Source organism: Pseudoclavibacter sp. RFBG4 (assembly GCF_002931515.1).
Taxonomy (GTDB): Bacteria; Actinomycetota; Actinomycetes; order Actinomycetales; family Microbacteriaceae; genus Pseudoclavibacter.
In genome coordinates this window covers 1-16,687 of record NZ_PSYC01000060.1, presented here as the reverse complement: position 1 = coordinate 16,687, position 16,687 = coordinate 1, and the positions used below count along the sequence as shown (strand labels likewise).

At 71.0% G+C, this 16,687-nt stretch carries 12 protein-coding genes; 8 read left to right on the top strand and 4 right to left on the bottom strand.

Going from position 1 to position 16,687, the window contains the following annotated elements:
• Positions 1–1,097: 1,097 nt before the first annotated feature.
• The gene (locus C5E10_RS18245; protein WP_219820418.1) at positions 1,098–2,978 is read right to left on the bottom strand and encodes an amidohydrolase; all 1,881 of its coding nucleotides are present in this window, start codon (positions 2,976–2,978) and stop codon (positions 1,098–1,100) included.
• Between the two features lie 365 nt (positions 2,979–3,343).
• Positions 3,344–4,195, bottom strand: coding sequence for a sugar nucleotide-binding protein (locus C5E10_RS18240; RefSeq protein ID WP_104332857.1), 852 nt, complete (start codon positions 4,193–4,195; stop codon positions 3,344–3,346).
• 65 nt (positions 4,196–4,260) lie between these two features.
• Here C5E10_RS18240 and C5E10_RS18235 point away from each other — a divergent pair, with 65 nt between their 5' ends.
• From C5E10_RS18235 to C5E10_RS18225, 3 genes are all read left to right on the top strand, one after another.
• Positions 4,261–5,070 (top strand): thymidylate synthase, encoded by an 810-nt coding sequence (locus tag C5E10_RS18235; RefSeq protein ID WP_104298174.1) that lies wholly within the window; start codon positions 4,261–4,263, stop codon positions 5,068–5,070.
• Positions 5,067–5,600, top strand: coding sequence for a dihydrofolate reductase (locus C5E10_RS18230; protein ID WP_104332856.1), 534 nt, complete (start codon positions 5,067–5,069; stop codon positions 5,598–5,600). The genes C5E10_RS18235 and C5E10_RS18230 overlap by 4 nt, the downstream gene beginning before the upstream one ends.
• 164 nt (positions 5,601–5,764) lie before the next feature.
• Positions 5,765–8,347 carry a helix-turn-helix transcriptional regulator gene (locus C5E10_RS18225; RefSeq protein ID WP_181062830.1) on the top strand — a complete coding sequence of 861 codons (2,583 nt, stop codon included), beginning with the start codon at positions 5,765–5,767 and terminating at the stop codon, positions 8,345–8,347.
• On the opposite strand, the gene C5E10_RS18220 is transcribed toward C5E10_RS18225, so the two are convergent.
• On the bottom strand, positions 8,328–9,767 hold the full coding sequence (locus tag C5E10_RS18220; protein ID WP_104332859.1) for a glycosyltransferase family 2 protein: 1,440 nt from the start codon (positions 9,765–9,767) through the stop codon (positions 8,328–8,330). The genes C5E10_RS18225 and C5E10_RS18220 overlap by 20 nt on opposite strands.
• Positions 9,768–10,075: 308 nt before the next feature.
• Between C5E10_RS18220 and C5E10_RS18215 the strand changes: the two genes are divergently transcribed.
• Genes C5E10_RS18215 through C5E10_RS18195 form a run of 5 tightly spaced genes read left to right on the top strand, consistent with a single transcriptional unit; the run spans position 10,076 to position 15,478 of the window.
• A complete protein-coding gene (locus tag C5E10_RS18215) occupies positions 10,076–11,425 on the top strand; it encodes a nucleotide sugar dehydrogenase (protein WP_104332854.1) in 1,350 nt (449 codons plus the stop codon).
• Between the two features lie 31 nt (positions 11,426–11,456).
• Complete coding sequence (locus C5E10_RS18210; protein ID WP_104332853.1) at positions 11,457–12,485, top strand: NAD(P)-dependent oxidoreductase; 1,029 nt, start codon at positions 11,457–11,459, stop codon at positions 12,483–12,485.
• Positions 12,482–13,294 carry a hypothetical protein gene (locus C5E10_RS18205; protein ID WP_104332852.1) on the top strand — a complete coding sequence of 271 codons (813 nt, stop codon included), beginning with the start codon at positions 12,482–12,484 and terminating at the stop codon, positions 13,292–13,294. The genes C5E10_RS18210 and C5E10_RS18205 overlap by 4 nt, the downstream gene beginning before the upstream one ends.
• Positions 13,266–14,696 carry a polysaccharide deacetylase family protein gene (locus C5E10_RS18200; RefSeq protein ID WP_104332851.1) on the top strand — a complete coding sequence of 477 codons (1,431 nt, stop codon included), beginning with the start codon at positions 13,266–13,268 and terminating at the stop codon, positions 14,694–14,696. The genes C5E10_RS18205 and C5E10_RS18200 overlap by 29 nt, the downstream gene beginning before the upstream one ends.
• Positions 14,693–15,478 (top strand): hypothetical protein, encoded by a 786-nt coding sequence (locus C5E10_RS18195; RefSeq protein WP_104332850.1) that lies wholly within the window; start codon positions 14,693–14,695, stop codon positions 15,476–15,478. Before C5E10_RS18200 ends, C5E10_RS18195 begins: the two co-directional genes overlap by 4 nt.
• Before the next feature lie 81 nt (positions 15,479–15,559).
• Here the strand turns inward: C5E10_RS18195 and C5E10_RS18190 are convergent, their stop codons facing one another.
• Positions 15,560–16,288 (bottom strand): SDR family NAD(P)-dependent oxidoreductase, encoded by a 729-nt coding sequence (locus C5E10_RS18190; RefSeq protein ID WP_258071216.1) that lies wholly within the window; start codon positions 16,286–16,288, stop codon positions 15,560–15,562.
• Positions 16,289–16,687 lie beyond the last annotated feature (399 nt).

Sequence of the window (16,687 nt, the reverse complement as noted above, 5' to 3'; positions counted from 1 at the left end):
TTCGCGTCCCCGACCGCACCCCGCCACAACTCCGCGGACGCGGACGGGGACGCGAACGCGGACGGGGACGGGGACGCGGACGCCACCCGGACGCCTCTCAGACCCCTCCCGCAGAGAGTTGTGGGTAGATGCCGCTAACCCCGACCCCAACCGCACCAAGCCACAACGCTGTGGGCGCCGCGTCGGGTCCACCGACCTCGGAGCCCGAGCTCCAGCGGCGAGCGTCGAGCGGCCAGCGGGCAGCGGCCAGCAGCCAGCGGCCAGCAGCGAGCAGAACCTATCCACTCACACCAGGAACCAGGATGCTTGGAGAGTTGTGGCCAAGTGCTCCCCGCCCAGGCCCCAAGCGCACCAAGCCGCAACTCCGCGGACGGGGACGCGGACGCCACCCGGACGCCTCTCAGACCCCTCCCGCAGAGAGTTGTGGGGAGATGCCGCTACCCCCGGCCCCAACCGCACCAAGCCACAACGCTGCGGGAGCGGACGCGGTTCCACAGAGCGCGAGCGATCAAAGAGTTGTGGGCAAGCGCTGCCCATCCCGCCCCCAACCGCACCAAGCGACAACTCTGTGGGCGCCGAGTCGGGTCGGGTCCACCGACCTCGGAGCCCGAGCCCCAACGGCGAAGGGCGAGCAGCCAGCGGCCAGCGGCCAGCGGAACCTATCCACTCACGCCAGGAACCGGGACGCTCGGAGAGTTGTGGCCAAGTGCCGCCAACCGCGATCTCAACCGCACCCCGCCACAACTCTGCGGAAGCGGCGCCGATACGGATACGGATACGGGCGCATCCACGCACCCACGCAACCCCGCCGCCTCGCCGCCACGCAGACGCCCCTCCCGCAGAGAGTTGTGGGTAGATGCAGCCAACCCCGGCTCCAACCGCACCAGGCCACAACTCTGGCGGGCCGGCGCGCGCGGCACGGCACGCAAGACTCGGCACGCAAGACTCGGCACCCAAGACTCCGGACGCAACCGCGCGCGGCCCGGCCCAGCCCGGCCAGCGAGAACCCGCACGCGAGACCCGCTACGCCAGGCCCGGCCCGGCCCGCGCGACCTCACACGCGGGAGCCCGTACGCCAGGCCCGCCCCGCACGCGGCTCAGCAGCCGTGCCCCGTGTGACCGCGGCCCGCGTGGTGGGCGTGCGGCGCAGGGTCGCTGGCGTGCGCCGAAGCGAGGAACTCCGGCAGGTCGACGCGCGCCCCATCCACCCACGTTCCGAGGACCTGCACGCGCTCCGCCAGATAGCGCGGCGCCACCTCGTACGGGTCGGCGCTCAGCTCCACGAAGTCGGCGAGCTTGCCCACCGCGATCGATCCGACGAGGTGCTCCCGGTGGAGGGTGCGGGCCGCGTCGATCGTGTGGGCCTTGAGCGCCGCATCCACCGAGATCGCCTGCTGCGGGGCGTGGATGTGCCCGCTGCTCGTGCGCCGGGTCACGGCAGTCTGCACGTTCAGGATGGGTGCCGGCGGGGACACGGAGCCGTCGTTGTGCAGCGACACAACGACCCCCGCCTCGACCGCCTCGGCGAACGCCTGCCAGCGCGCGCCGTGCTCGGGCGCGAACATGTGCCCGTCGAGGAGGTCGCCCCAGAAGTAGTACTGGAACGGCGCGAGCGAGACGTGGACGCCGAGGCGCGCGGCCCGCTCGAACTGCTCGCGGCGCCCAGCCCCCGCGTGCTCGATGCGCCAGCGGTGGTCGGTGCCGAGCAGACCGTGCTCGGCGAGCGCGCGCTCGTAGGCGTCGAGAGCGAAGTCGATGGCCAGGTCGCCGTTCGCGTGGAACGACATCTGCCAGCCGAGCGGCGCGCAGCGGTCGAGGATCGCATCCACCTGCGCGCGCGAGTAGTTCATGGCGGATGCGCCGCCCGCCGTCGCGGGGTCGATGCCCGCTCGCTCGGTCGCCTCGCTCGCGACGTAGGGGAAGGAGGTGGCGACGTTGCCGATCCACGGGGACCCATCGGTCCAGAGCTTCACGCCCTGCTTGACGAGTCGCTCCTCCCCCGCGGCGAACGTCACGGCGGTCCCCGGATCTGCGGCGGTCGACACCTCCCACAGGCTCACGCGCAGCGGCGAGGACGGCATGGCGGCGAGCGCCTCGTAGGCGGGGGCGAGGTCGGCAGAGAACGTCATGTCGGACGTCGAGGTGATGCCGGCGCGCGCCATGAGGGCGTAGTACTCGGCTGCGCTGCCGAGAGGGTTGCCGCCGAGCTGCTGCATGACGGGCCCGAGCACGGCCGTGTTGGCGGGGATCTCGTACGAGATGCCGGTGAGGGCGCCGTCGGCGTCGCGCGCGAAGGATCCCCCGATCGGGTCGGCGGGCGGATGCGCATCCCAGCCGCGACTGCGGATGAGCGCCGACGTGAACGAGCAGGCGTGCCCGGAGTTGTCGACGACCACAGCGATCCGGTCGCCGAAGATCTCATCGAGGTCGGCGGCCGTCGGGGTTGGGCGACCGTGCAGGAGCGCGTCGAAGCCGTTGAAGAGCAGGGGAAGACCCGCGTCGTTCTCCGCCATCGCCTGCGAGAAGACGCTCAGCACGTCGCTCCACTGCGGCGCCTTCCACGGCGCGATCGACAGCGCCGGGAGCTGCGTGGCGAGTCCGCTCAGGAACGGGTGGCTGTGCGGGTCGATGAAGCCGGGCATGAGCACGGGTGCGCCGCTCTCGAGCACCGGGGCCCCCGGCAGAACCTCCGCGCACTCGGCGAGCGTGCCGACGGCGACGATCTTCGCGCCGGCGACCGCGACCGCGGATGCACGCGGCAGCTGCGCATCCATCGTCACGATCGTGCCGGCGGTGAGGATGAACGCGTCGGCGTCAGGGAACGCGGAGACGGGTTGTGCGGGAACGGACTGCCCCGGAACGGGCTGTGCGGAGATGGACTGTCCGGGAATGGACTGTCCGAGAACGGGCGACGATGGGGATCGTTGCGCGGGTGAGGGCGCACCCGCGGTCTCGTCGGGGGCTTCTGGCTCGGGCATGCGACTCCTTCGGGCGTCCCCCTTGGCGACGGGCGACGAGTGCGGGGTGGAGCTGGGGGCGGAGCAGGCGCCTCGCGGCGACGCCACCAGTATGCCGCGCACCCGCTCCGCTGCCGCGCGCGTCGCTCCTACCGGACCCGCGCTGGGCCCGCGCCGTCCGCACCTAGCTGTCCGCACCCCGCATCCCGCACCCCACACCCCGCGCCCGAGCGCCGGGCGTGCCCGCCAAGCTCGGCACGCGCGCCCAAAGCGCAGTTGTGGTCGTCAAAATCGCGCGAGGACAACCACAACTCAGCCCTGGGCAGCGGGGAGGGCGCGCGCAGCGGGAGGGGCAGGCGCAGCGGGAGGGAGCGGCGGCGGCGGGGTCAGGCCGCGCGCAGGCGCACCATCTCGGCGTAGCCGTCGCGGTAGCCGGGGTAGTCGAGAGCGCCGAGGAACGCGTGCATCCGCTCGCCGCTCAGCAGGGTGCCGCCGGCTGCTTCCGGGTGGATGCGCGGGGGCGCATCCACCCCCAGCTCGCCCGCCACGAAGGTCGCGACCTCGCCGAGGGAAGCCGGGGTGGCGTCGGTCGCGTGCAGCAGCTGGGGCGCGTCGGCCCGCTCGAGGAGCGCCTCGATGGCGCGCACGAGGTCGGTCTCGTGCACCCGATTCGTCCGGCGGGCGTACTGGATGGGGTCGCCAGCGAGCACACGCCGGATGAGGCTGTCCCGCCCCGGGCCGTAGATTCCCGATGGCCGCACGACGGAGGCGCCGAACAGCTCGACCGCGCGGCGCTCGCCGTCGACGAGCGCGCGGCCCCGGTCCGAGGTCGGTGCCGGCGCGTCCGTCTCGCTGATCGAGGAGCCGTCGCCCCTGCCTTCGAACACACGCGTCGAGGACACGAATACGACCCTGTCCGGGATGCTCGGCAGGCTCGCTGCGAGCGTCTCGAGGGGGCGACGGTAGCCGTCGGGCGCGACGACGCCGTCGACGGCAGGCGGCGGGAGCGTGATGACCAGCGCGTCGACGCCGGGCAGGGAAGCGGGTGTGGCGTCTGAGTCGGCCAGGTCGGCGCGGATGAGCTCGACGCCCGCGCCTGCCGTGCGCTCGCCGCGCCGCACGCCGAACACCTCGGTGCCGCGGGCCGCGTACCGCTCCCCCAGCCGCGCGCCGAGCTTGCCGAAGCCGGCGATCAGCAGACGTGCGGGCGCGGACGGAGGGGCTGCGGGGGTGCTCATGCCCCGAGCGTAGGTGTCGTCTCCCGCGAGATGCCCCAGAGGGCGCCGAGGCGTATCCTCGGGACGTGACTTCGGAGATCAAGACCCCGTACGAAGACCTGCTGCGCGACGTGCTCGAGACCGGCGCCCGCAAGTCCGACCGCACCGGCACGGGGACGCGCAGCGTGTTCGGCCGCCAGCTGCGGTTCGACCTGTCGGAGAGCTTCCCGCTCATCACGACGAAGCGCGTGCACTTCAAGTCCATCGCGTACGAACTGCTGTGGTTCCTCCGCGGAGACTCGAACGTGCGCTGGCTGCAGGAGCGCGGCGTGAAGATCTGGGACGAGTGGGCCGACGAGAACGGCGACCTCGGCCCCGTGTACGGCGTGCAGTGGCGCTCCTGGCCGACCCCCGAGGGCGGCCACATCGACCAGATCGAGCAGGTCGTGGCACAGATCCGCGACAACCCCGACTCCCGCCGCCACATCGTCACGGCCTGGAACCCGGCCGAGATCTCCACCATGGCGCTGCCCCCGTGCCACGCCCTTTTCCAGTTCTACGTCGCCGACGGCAAGCTCTCCTGCCAGCTGTACCAGCGCAGCGCCGACCTGTTCCTCGGCGTGCCGTTCAACATCGCCTCCTACGCCATGCTCACGCTCATGGTGGCGCAGCAGACGGGGCTCGAGCCCGGTGAGTTCGTGTGGACGGGCGGCGACGTGCACATCTACGACAACCACGAGGAGCAGGTGCGGGAGCAGCTGACGCGGGACCCGTACCCGTACCCGCAGCTGCGCATCCACCGCACCCCCGACACGATCTTCGACTACGAATTCGAGGACTTCGAGGTCGCGAACTACGAGCACCACCCCACGATCCGCGCGGCGATCGCGGTATGAGCGTCGGGCTCGTCTGGGCGCAGGCGCGCGGCGGCGTGATCGGGGCCGAGGGCGGCATCCCCTGGCACGTGCCGGAGGACCTGGCGCACTTCAAGGCCGTCACGCTCAAGCACCCCGTGATCATGGGCCGCAAGACCTGGGACTCGCTCCCGGAGCGTTTCCGTCCCCTGCCGGGGCGTCGGAACATCGTCGTGACGCGGCAGGCCGACTGGGCCGCAGAGGGGGCCGAGCGCGCCGGTTCACTCGAGGAGGCGCTCACCCTCGCAGGCACGGGCACCGACGCAGACGCCGACGCCAATGCAAACGCCGACGCCGACGTGTGGGTCATGGGCGGAGGGGAGCTCTATCGCGAGGCCATCGCGCGCGCCGACCGCCTCGAGGTGACCGAGATCGACCTCGACGTCCCCGGCGACGCGTACGCCCCCGACTGGTCGGGCGAGGAGTGGTCGGTGGATGCCCGTGAGCCGTCGGAGGGCTGGCTGACCTCCCGCACCGGCATCCGGTACAGCTTCGTCAGCCTGTCCCGCTAGGCCAAGCGCGCAGAGCATCTGAGCACCTCCGGCCCGGGGTGAAACCCGGGGTGACTACATGAGTCTTCATGCAACGGCATCTAAACTCATCCCACCCGGAGGCGACGATCCCCGCCACTCCCCTCCCCGATCGATGCGCCACCGGCGGGAGAGTGGACGCAGCGATGCTGGGACGGAACCGCGAACTGGCGCTTCTCTCGGCGATGCTCTCGGAGGGCGCGGAGGACTTCCTCCTCTTCACGGGCCCACGGCAGGTCGGCAAGACGCTCCTGCTCGAGGCCGCTGCGGCCGAGCTCGGCGCGAAGCTCATCCGGCTGAGGCGCAGCGAGAGCCAATGGTCGTACTCGGGGCTGTCGCTCATCGCGCTCAGCCTCGGCGGGCCGGCCCAGAAGAGCATCGCAGAGCAGCTCGCGCTGGTCAGAGCCGAGCGGCTGCACCCGCTGCACCTCGCCGACGAGTTCGCGAGACAGCTCCGCGCGAACGCGGCTCCCCTCGCCCTCTTCGTCGACGACATCGATCTGCTCGACTCCGACAGCGCCGCAGTGCTCGAGCACCTCGTGCCGCGGCTCCCCGGCACCGGATTGCGCATCGCTGCGACGGCGACGAACATCGCGCGCGGCTCGGTCTTCGTCGGGTTCCGGCAGCATCCGCTGAGCGCCCTCTCCCGGGCGGAGTCCGTGGACATAGCCGCGTCGGCATCCCCGGACGGTGCGACCCGGGAGGCGCTCATGCTCCTCGCCGTCGCCTCCGCGGGTCGGCCTGGGCTGATCGTCTCGGCAAGACTCAACCAGCGTGAGCGAGACGGCGTCGACCCGATCCGCATCCCGCTCCGAGTGCCCCACGCCGTCGTCCCGGAAGCGGCTTCGCTCGCCTCCCACGACTGCGACGACCTCCTGGGGCTCATCGCCCTGGCCCCGTTCTCCTCGCGTACCGCCCTCAGCAGTTCGTCCTGGGCGCAGCAGGACGCACTCGAGGACCTCATCGCACACGGGATCGTCGATGTCTCGGACGACCGCGTGCACATCGCAGACCCGGTCGAGCGAGCCGCTCTGCACGCCGCGATGGATGCCCGTCGACGACGGGAGCTGCACGCGCTCGGCGCGGACCTCCACGCCGAACGGTCGCCCGGCATCGCGCTCTGGCACCGGAGCTTCCTCGATGGTGGCGAGAACCTCGAGTTGGATCTGCTCGGCTACGCGGAAGCCTCGGCGAGGGCTGGCGAGATCGCGACGTCGGTGGAGTTCGCGGAGCGGGCGCTCTCGCTGCGCAGCATGCTGCCCGGCCGCGGCGACCTCCTCTCCCTCCTCGCCGAGGCCTTGTTCTTCCAGGGCGAGTTCAGCCTGGCCCGTCGCTACCTGGGGTTCGGCCGAGCCCTGCAGCACTCGCCAGCAGGGGAGCTCCGCGCGGCGAGGGTCAGCATGCTCTGCACGTTCGCGATCGAGCACATCGTCGCCGACTCGGCCGGCGCCGCTCTCGTGCAGACCCACCGCGCGAGCGCACCCGAGGCGTGCTCGATCCTCCTCATCACCCTCGCCCGACTGCACCTGGAGCGGTGGGACGTCCAACCGCTGGAGCTCACCCTCCGACGCGCGGTCGAGCTGCAGCTCGTCGACTCCCTGGCTTACCGGCTCCTCGCCACGATCGCAGCTGCCAGCGACGGCGAAGCTCCGGTGCTCCCCGGTGGCGAACCCGAGAAGCAGCTATCCGGTGCAATCCACGACCGCTCGCCCCTCCCCGCAGAAGATGCCTTCCTGCTCTGTCGCATCCTGATCCTGGATGAACGGTATGCGGAGGCCAGACGCACCATCGACGACCTCACCGCTGCCGGGCCCCTTGCGCTCCTCCTGAGAGAATCCGCGCTCGCGCTGCTCACCATGCTCGAGCTGCGACTCGGCAACCTCGACAAGCTGAGACAGGCCCTCACCCTGTGGACCACGCTCGAGCTGCCAGAGCCAGCACCGGATGCACCGCGCAGGTACCTGATCGCGGCGGCCGCCGCGATGCTCGACCAGAGCCCCTCGACTCGGGTGAACGAGCTCATCGAGCGGGCACGCGAGCAGTGCGATCAGGACGACAACAGCACGCTTCGCCCGCACGTCGCGGTGCTCGCCGGCAGCCGGGCCCTCATCGAGGGCAGGTACGACGACGCCATCCGGGAGCTGCGGCTCGCGAAGCGTTCGCAGGCATCGTTCCGGCGGAACCCATCGATCCTCCGCGCGGATGCGGAACTCATCGAGGCCCTGTGGCTCGCGGGGCGGCACGACGAGGCAGGCGAGGAGCTGCGACGGCTGGAGGCAGCCTCGCGGGAGCATCCCTCAACCTGGGCGACCGCAGCCGCCGCTCGTTCGGCGGCGGTCTGTGCACCCACGGACGCACTCGCAGCGCTCGCCTTCGATGCCGCCAGCGCCCTGGTGCCGGACGGTCTCACCCACACGCACGAGCACACGCGAGTCCTCGCGGCGCGCCGCCGACGATTAGAGGAGCCGCCGCCGGCCGCTCCGCCAGACGCAGCACGGGCAGCCCAGCCCGCGCCGCAACGCAAGGGGGCCTCAGCGCTCATCTCGCAGCTGGACACCCGCGAACTCGAACTCGCTCAGCTCGTCTGGAGCGGCCACCGCAACCGTGAGATCGCCGGCATCCTGTTCGTGTCGCAGCGCACCGTCGAGCTCCGCCTCACCCGCATCTACCGCAAGCTCGGCGTCGACTCCAGGGCGCGCCTCGTGGCGCTCATGTCGCTGCTCGTCTGACGACCTCAGCCACTGCCCGGTCCGGGGCCAGGTCCGAGTCTGGGTCCGAGTCCGGGGTCGGGTCCGGGGTCGGGTCCACGCCGCGACCCTCGATCGCCGGGGTGCTCCGCCTGGTCGGGCTGATCCAGCGGCCGTCCCCGGCCGACCCGAACGCTCGCACGAGGGTGAGCATGCAGACCGCCGCATCCACGATGCGCAGGAGCGGGAAGCAGATCGCGGACGCGTGGGGGAGGCGGCGCGACAGGACCGCGGCGATGAGGGTGACGCACAGGTCTGGGATGAGGAGCCCGAGCAGCACGATCACCGGCGGGACCGCCCCCGCGATGGCCACAGCCCACTCGAACCCTGCACCGCCGAGGCGCGCGACGTCGGCGAGCAGCCAGGCAAGGGTCGACAGCAGCAGCATTGGCAGCGCGAGCACCAGGATGATGCTCGTCACGAGCACCTCCACGATGCTGACCCCGACGGAGAACCAGAACACCCCGACGTGCGCCCCATGCCTGCGCACCGTCTGCCAGAAGCCGAGACTCCAGCGACGCATCTGCAGCACGTAGTCCCGCAACGTGTCAGGATCCTGCGTCTCCGCGACCGCACAGCTCGGATGGAATGCGATGCGCCCGAGCCGCTTCGCGTGCACCTCGAAGGTCATGTTGTAGTCCTCGATCGCCAGCCCCGCCGCATCGATATCGACGGAGTCGAGGATGCTTGTGCGGTACATGCTCGCGAACCCGGGAACGATGGCAACCGCATTCGCCCGCCGCGACGCCTGGCCGAACTTCTGCATGCACTGCACGAACACGTAGGTGCGTTCCCGGTACGCGGTGAGCAGGCGCCCCAGCCAGGTCTCCGGGCGCGGATGCAGGGCACTCGTCGCCCTCCCGGCCACCGCGACCGTGCCAGCGTCGTCGAAGAGCGGCAGCCCAGTCAGCAGATAGTCGGGCCTGAGTCTGCTGTCGGCATCAAGGAGCAGCACCACCTGGAACCGATCCCGGAGCGAGAACCTCGAGATTCCCTCGACCAGCGCACCGGCCTTGCCCCGGTTCGGGAAGATATCGATCACCTGCACCCCAGCGGCTTCCGCGAGCGCGACCGTGCCATCCGTCGAGCCGTCCGAGGCGACGAAGATGTTCGCGGCCGGGACCTGGGCTGCGGCCGAACGGATGGTGTCGCCGATGACCAGCTCCTCGTTGTGGGCGGCGATCAGCACGGCAACGTCGCTCGGCTCGAGGCGCCGGGGAGCGCGGCGCTCACCGCTGCCCGCGCCTCCCCCCGCGCTCGAGTGGCGCGCTCCGTCGCGCTGCCACACTCGAGCGGCGACGATCCGCAGCAGCCCAGCACCCGACCACAGCACTGTGGAGAGGCTGAAGCTGGCGGCGATGAGGGCCACGAGCACCACCAGCTTCGGGAGTTCGTCGAGCATCCGCGTCATCACCTCGCTGTGATCGGCCTCGGGGCAGGCGGCTGTTCCGCTGCTCCCAGCGTCCGAATCGCTTCGTCGCCCTCCCGACGGTAGATGCTCATCGCCTTCGTGAGACCGCAATGCCGCTTCGGTTTCCCGCAAGAAATCGAGGGCCGTCTCGGAAAGCCGCCAACCTCTCGGTCGGCTGTTGATCGCCGGTGCGGGCGGGGCCAAGCTGTTGACGCGGAGCGAGTCAACGCCGACCGCCGCACCCATCTGCAGCGCCCTTTCCCCAGGGGGCGATGCTCTGTCGATTCTGGAGACTCCCCATGACCACCTTCGAGAGCGGCCCCGCGGTCGCGATCTCCCTCAGCCCGGTGCCCCTCACGCAGGATGTGCGGCCTCCCACCACGCAGACGAGCTTCGACTACGACGTGGCCATCGTCGGCCTCGGCTACGTCGGACTTCCCACCGCTCTCGCCTACCACGCAGCAGGCAGCCGCGTCCTGGCGCTCGATGTCTCGCAGCGCCGGCTCTCCACGATCCGGGCTCAGGATGCAGATCTGCTCGACGGCGATCGCCGCCGACTCGCCACCGCGCTCCAGGACGACGGCTTCGCACTCACCGACGACCAGGAGCTCCTGAGCAGGGCCGCCGCCATCGTGGTGTGCGTGCCCACCCCCGTCGACGTGCACCTCGTCCCCGACCTGAGCCTCCTCGCCGCGGCAGCCGCGACCGCCGTCGCCGCGGCCGTCGTGGGGCAGCTGCTCATGCTCACCTCGACCACCTACATCGGCTGCACCGAGGACTTCCTCGTCACGCCTCTCCGCAAGCGCGGCCTGGCCGTCGGCAGCGACGTCCACGTCGTGTTCAGCGCCGAGCGCATCAACCCGGGCGTCGACCAGTTCTCCCAGGAGGTCGTGCCCCGCGTCGTCGGCGGCGCCACCCCAGCCTGCGAGGAAGCGGGCGCCACCCTCCTGGGCCGCTACGCGGACGCCGTGCACCGCGTCTCGAGCCTCGAGGTCGCCGAGATGACGAAGATCCTGGAGAACACCTTCAGGGCCGTCAACATCGCCCTCGCCAACGAGTTCGCCGACGTCTGCTCCAGCCTCGGAGTGCCCGTCACCGAGGTCATCGACGCGGCCGCCACCAAGCCGTACGGTTTCATGCCCTTCTACCCGGGCCCCGGCGTCGGCGGCCATTGCATCCCCTGCGACCCCCACTACCTGCTCTGGCAGCTCAAGGAGGAGCGCGTCGATGCGCCCATGATCACCCAGGCGATGACGCGGATCGCGGCACGGCCGAGGCAGGTCGTCGACCGCATCCGCGACCTGCTCCTGCAGCTGGGCCTCGGCCTGGAGGGCACCAGAGTGCACGTCATCGGGATCGCCTACAAGCCCGACGTCGCCGACCTGCGCGAGTCCCCGGCACTCGAGATCCTCTCGCACCTGGATGCGCTCGGCGTCGACCTCGCCTACACCGACTCGCACATCCCGAGCGCCCTCCTCCACTCGGGGAGGCTCCTCGAATCAGTCGACGACCCCAGCTCGTTCGACGCCGACCTCATCCTCATCCACACGAGGCACACGGGAGAGGACCTGTCCTGGATACGCGCAGACCAGGTCATCCTCGACAGCACCTACCGGGGCACCGACCTGCCCGGCCGCCACCTCCTCTGACCCGCGACGAGAACAGCGAAAGGCAACGACCATGAGAACACTCGTGACGGGAGGCGCCGGCTTCGTCGGCAGCCACCTCGTGGAACATCTGCTCGCGCAAGGCGACGACGTCGTCATCCTCGACGACATGTCGACGGGGTCCGTCGGCAACCTCATCGAAGCGCGCTCCAACCCGCGGCTCACGATCACCTACGGCTCGATCCTCGACTCAAGGAGCGTGCGCGAGGCGATCGACGGCTGCGACCGGGTCTTCCATCTCGCAGCCCTCGTCGGGGTGAAGCTCATCGTCGAGAACCCCCTTCGAGGACTGCGTGTCAACCTCCACGGCACCGAGAACGTGCTCAACGCCGCCGTGGGAAGCGGCGCCTCAGTGCTCCTCGTGTCCACGAGCGAGATCTACGGCAAGAACACGGCAGACAGCCTCGACGAGAACAGCGACCGGATCCTCGGCTCCCCGCTCGCCAGCCGCTGGAACTACGCGGCCGCGAAGGGGCTCGACGAGTCCTTCGCGAAGGCCTACTCCGACGAGTACAACCTCGATGTCTCCATCGTCCGACTGTTCAACACCGTCGGCGAGCGGCAGACCGGCAGGTACGGCATGGTGGTCCCCAACCTCATCACGCAGGCTCTGCGAGGAGAGCCCGTCACCGTCTTCGGCGACGGCGCGCAGACCCGCTGCTTCAGCTATGTCGGCGACATCGTGCCCGCCATGGTGCGGATCTCGGAACTCTCGGAACCCGGATGCGAGGCGTACAACCTCGGCGGGGCGCAGGAGGTGTCCGTGCTCGGGCTCGCACGGCAGATCATCACGCAGCTCGGCAGCGACAGCACCATCGAGTTCGTGCCGTACGAGCGGGCATACGCGACCGGCTTCGAGGACATGCGCAGGCGCGTCCCGAACAACACCAAGGCCACGAACCGGGTCGGCTACGTGCCGAGCACGACGCTCGCCGAGATCGTCGACCGCGTCGCCGGCTACGTCCGCTCCCAGGGAGCTCGTTCCGCCGACGTCATGCGTCTCGCGAACCGGGAACCGGCGACCCCCGTCGGACAGTCGTGAGCGCCATCGTCGCCCGCATCGGGGCAGGCCAGGCAGCACCGCGCCTCATCAGCGCCCTACGCCGGCAGTCGGGGCCAGGGCACTCCCTCGCCGGGTTGACGCTCAGCGACTACCGCGGGGCGAGCACGACGCTCGTCAGGACGGCGATCGGCGCACACACGAACCGACCGCTCGAGCGGATCGACGTGCCCCCGGCGCTCCAGGAGTGCGGGTCCGGCATCGGCGTCATCGTCGCCGACGCGTCGGAGGCCGCCACCGACTCCCGCCAGCCAGCCACGGACTGCACGGGCGGCATCACGGTCGTCCACACGGGCGGCATCCGCAACGCGAGAGCCCTCGGCGACGAGCTGCTCGCCGCCGGACACCACCGCTCGGGCCACGACTCCTGGTCGTGCGCGGAGATCATCGCGCACCTCGTCGAGGAGGGCATCCGACGCCGGCTCTCCGCGCACTCCGCACTCGACCTCGCCGTGGCCCGCCTCGACGGGAACTGCGGCATCATCGTCCTCGAAGCCGGCCGCGGCCACCTGGCCGCTGCCGCCCACGGCGCACCGCTCGTCCACGCCAGGACAGCCAACGAGGCGTTCATCGCGAGCGACGTCGACGCGCTCCCCGCGCACATCCACGAGTTCCGCATCCTCGGCGACGGCTACAGCATCGAGGCCCGACACCTCGCGGACCGGTGGCGGCGCCGCGGCCGGGAGCTCTCCTCACCCCAGCTCCACAGCAGGATCTCGGAGATGCCATCTCCCCCGATGCCCCTGAGAGGACTCCAGAGCAGTGCGCGCGTCCCGACTCCCGCCGCGTGAGGCGGGCCGACGCGCCAGGCTCGCGGCCACCATGTCGGCCGCGGCGGCGCTCTGCGCCGCGCTGCTGCTGAGCTGGGCCGGGCCGCCCCCGGCCGCCGCCGCGCCCGCTCCGTGGACCGTCGTCAGCCTCACCTTCGACGACGGCCGCGACAACCAGATGAACGCCGCCCCCGTGCTCGCCGCGAACGGCGTGCCGGCGACGTTCTTCGTCTCATCCGGACTCATCGACGCGCCCGGCTACTTCACGCGCGCAGAGCTCGACGAGCTGGCGCGTGCCGGCCACGAGATCGGCGGGCACACCGTCGACCACCCCAACCTCGCGAGCCTCCCCCTCGACGAAGCGAAGCGCCAGCTGTGCTGGGACAGGAACACGCTCCTCACCTGGGGGTACGACGTGCGCAGCCTCGCGTATCCGTTCGCCTCGACCACCCCGGAGGTCGAAGCGGCCGCCGAGGAATGCGGCTACTCCAGCGCCCGCTCCCTCGGCGAGCTGCGCACCCGATTCGGGTGCGGCGAGTGCGCCGAAGCCGAGAGCATCCCACCCAAGAACGCCTTCTACACCGAAGCACCCGCGCAGGTCGACAGCACCTGGACCCTCGAAGACCTGCAGGACAGCGTCACGAGCGCCGAATCCGTCGGCGGATGGGTGCAGCTCACCTTCCACGACCTCTGCGAGACCGGCTGCAGCGAGCTCAACGTCACCCCGAAGCTCCTCGACGACTTCCTCAGGTGGCTGACGCCCCGCGCCGAGACGAACGGCACGGTCGTGCAGACCGTCGGCGACACCATCGGCGGCGACGTCCGTCCCCGGGGCGACGCCCCGGAAGCAGCCCCAGCGCCACCCGGCGTCAACGCCGTCAAGAACGCGGGCTTCGAGGGCGTCGACGCCGACGGGGTTCCCGCCTGCTGGATGGAGGGCAGCTGGGGAGAGAACGCGACCGACTTCGGCACCAGCCGAGCCGCCAACTCCGGCGAGTACGCCGGCATCGTCGCCACCGTCAGACACGCCTCCGGCGACGCGAAGCTCCTCCCCCAACTCGACCTCGGGACCTGCGCGCCCACCGTCCTGCCTGGCACCTCCTACTCGCTCCGCGCCTGGTACTCCTCGACCGCCAAGACCCAGTTCGTCACCTACCTGCGCACGGCAGAGGGCAGCTGGGAGTACTGGACCGCGAGCCCCTACCTGCAGGCCGCATCCGGCTACGAGCGCGCCATCTGGATGACGCCGCCCATCCCGCCCGGCTACACGGGCATGAGCTTCGGCCTGAGCCTCTTCGAAGACGGTGTGCTGCGCGTCGACGACGTCGGCATGTACGCCGCAGGCGGCACCCCGGGGTCGCAGCGGATGCCGCCGGGCACCGCTCCCGGCGGCATCCGGACCGGCGCGGCGGTCGCCATATGAAGCGCGCCCGCCGAAGCGCCATCACGGCAGCCGCGCTCCTGCTCGCGCTCGTCGGCTGCGCGGCCGCGCCCGCCCCTGCACCTTCCCCCGCCTCCGCGCCGCGGGAGCTCCCGAGCGGCCAGTACCCGTGGCACACGGACATCATCGCGACGACCTTCTGGGTCGGCGAGCTCTTCGACCCGAACGCGTCCGACGGGAGCCAGATGATCTCCACCTACGACTCCCAGTGGTACGAGTCGTATGGCGGTTGCGATGGTCTCCTCATCAACGGGCCGAACGAGACGAGCACCTGCCAGACCGAGCGACGCAGTGCCGACGACGACTACTTCCCAACGCAGATCACGCCGCTGCAGAACCCCTTCTACCTCGACCTCCCCTTCGACGACGTGCACAACGACGCCGCCTTCGCGATGCGCGGCGACGTCGTCCCCTGGGCGTCCGACCCCGAATACGCGAGCATCGTCGACGACCGCACGGAGAGCCTCATGAAGAACCGGTGGGTGGTGCTCCACCGCGACGGCCGGTACTGCTACGCGCAGATCCAGGACGCCGGCCCCGCCCTCTACGACGACGCCCGGTACGTCTTCGGCGCCGCCGACGAGCGCCCGACGAACACCCGCTTCAACGGGGCGGGTCTCGACGTCTCCCCCGCCGTCAACGGATGCCTCGCCTTCGACGCACTCAACGGCACGAACGACCGCGTCGACTGGGCCTTCGTCGACGCCGAAGAGGTGCCAGACGGGCCGTGGACCGTCACGATCACCACGAGCGGCGTGCAGTGATCAGCATCCGGTGAGGTGAGCGGCGCTCGCCGCACGCGCCTCACCGAACGCGCCTCACCGAACGCACGCCACCGGATGCTGCTACGCCTGCACCGGCCTCACTCGGAGCCCGCCGAAGCCGCCGTCGACCGACAGGACGCTGCCCGTCGTCGACGCGGAGAGCGGCGACGCGAGGTACGCGACCGCCCCCGCCACCTCGGCCGGCGTGACGAGCCTGCCCGTCGGCTGGCGGGCGTTCATGGCGGCACGTTCCGCTTCCGGATCGGCGACGTTCGCGACCATCCGCTGCACCCAGGGCGTGTCGGTCGTGCCCGGCGAGACGGCGTTGACGCGGATGCCGTCGTGCACGTGGTCGGCCGCCATCGCGAGCGTCAGCGCGTGCACGGCGCCCTTCGTCGCCGAGTACAGCGCGCGCTGCTGGATTCCCGTCGTCGCGGCGATCGAGGTGAGGTTCACGATCGCCGCCGCGTCCGACTCGCGCAGCGCCGGCATCGCTGCCGCGCACACGCGGGCGACGCCCCGCACGTTGACGTCGAGCACTCGCGCCCAGTCGTCGTCGCTCGAGTCCTCGACTGTGCCGAACGCGCCGATGCCCGCGCAGTTCACGACGACGTCGAGTCGCCCGAAGCGGTCGAGCACGGCCGCGACCCCGGCATCCACCGAGGCCCGGTCGGACACATCGACGCTCACGCCGAGTGCCGGCCCTGCGACCGCGGCCCCGTTGAGGTCGAACACGGCGAGCTGCGCGCCGCGAGCCAGCAGCTCCTCCGCGACGGCGGCACCGATCCCGGATGCGCCGCCCGTGACGATCGCGACCCTCCCCCCGAACTCCCCGGCACGATCAGTCCCTCCGCCGCCGCTGCCGGAACCCGAGCCGGAGCCGGAGCCAATTTCGACCCCGCTGCCGGAGCCGCTCACGTTGGTCCTACCGCCGCCGCCGCCGGAACCCGAGCCGATGCCGGAGCCGGAGCCGCTCACGCCGCCACCCCCTGAGCTGCCCGGAGGCGCCGACTCCCCCGAGACTCGGGCTGGAAAAGTCCCTCTTCTGCGGGAACATTCCCCGAACGAAGTGAGTTTGCCATCCCGAACCCCGCAGGGACGGAGGTCGAGACCGAGGCACGAGGCGCGGCGGGCACGCGAGACACCGAGGAGACCAGACCGGGGACCGGGGAGACCAGACCGGGGACCGAGACCGAAACGCCCCAGGTA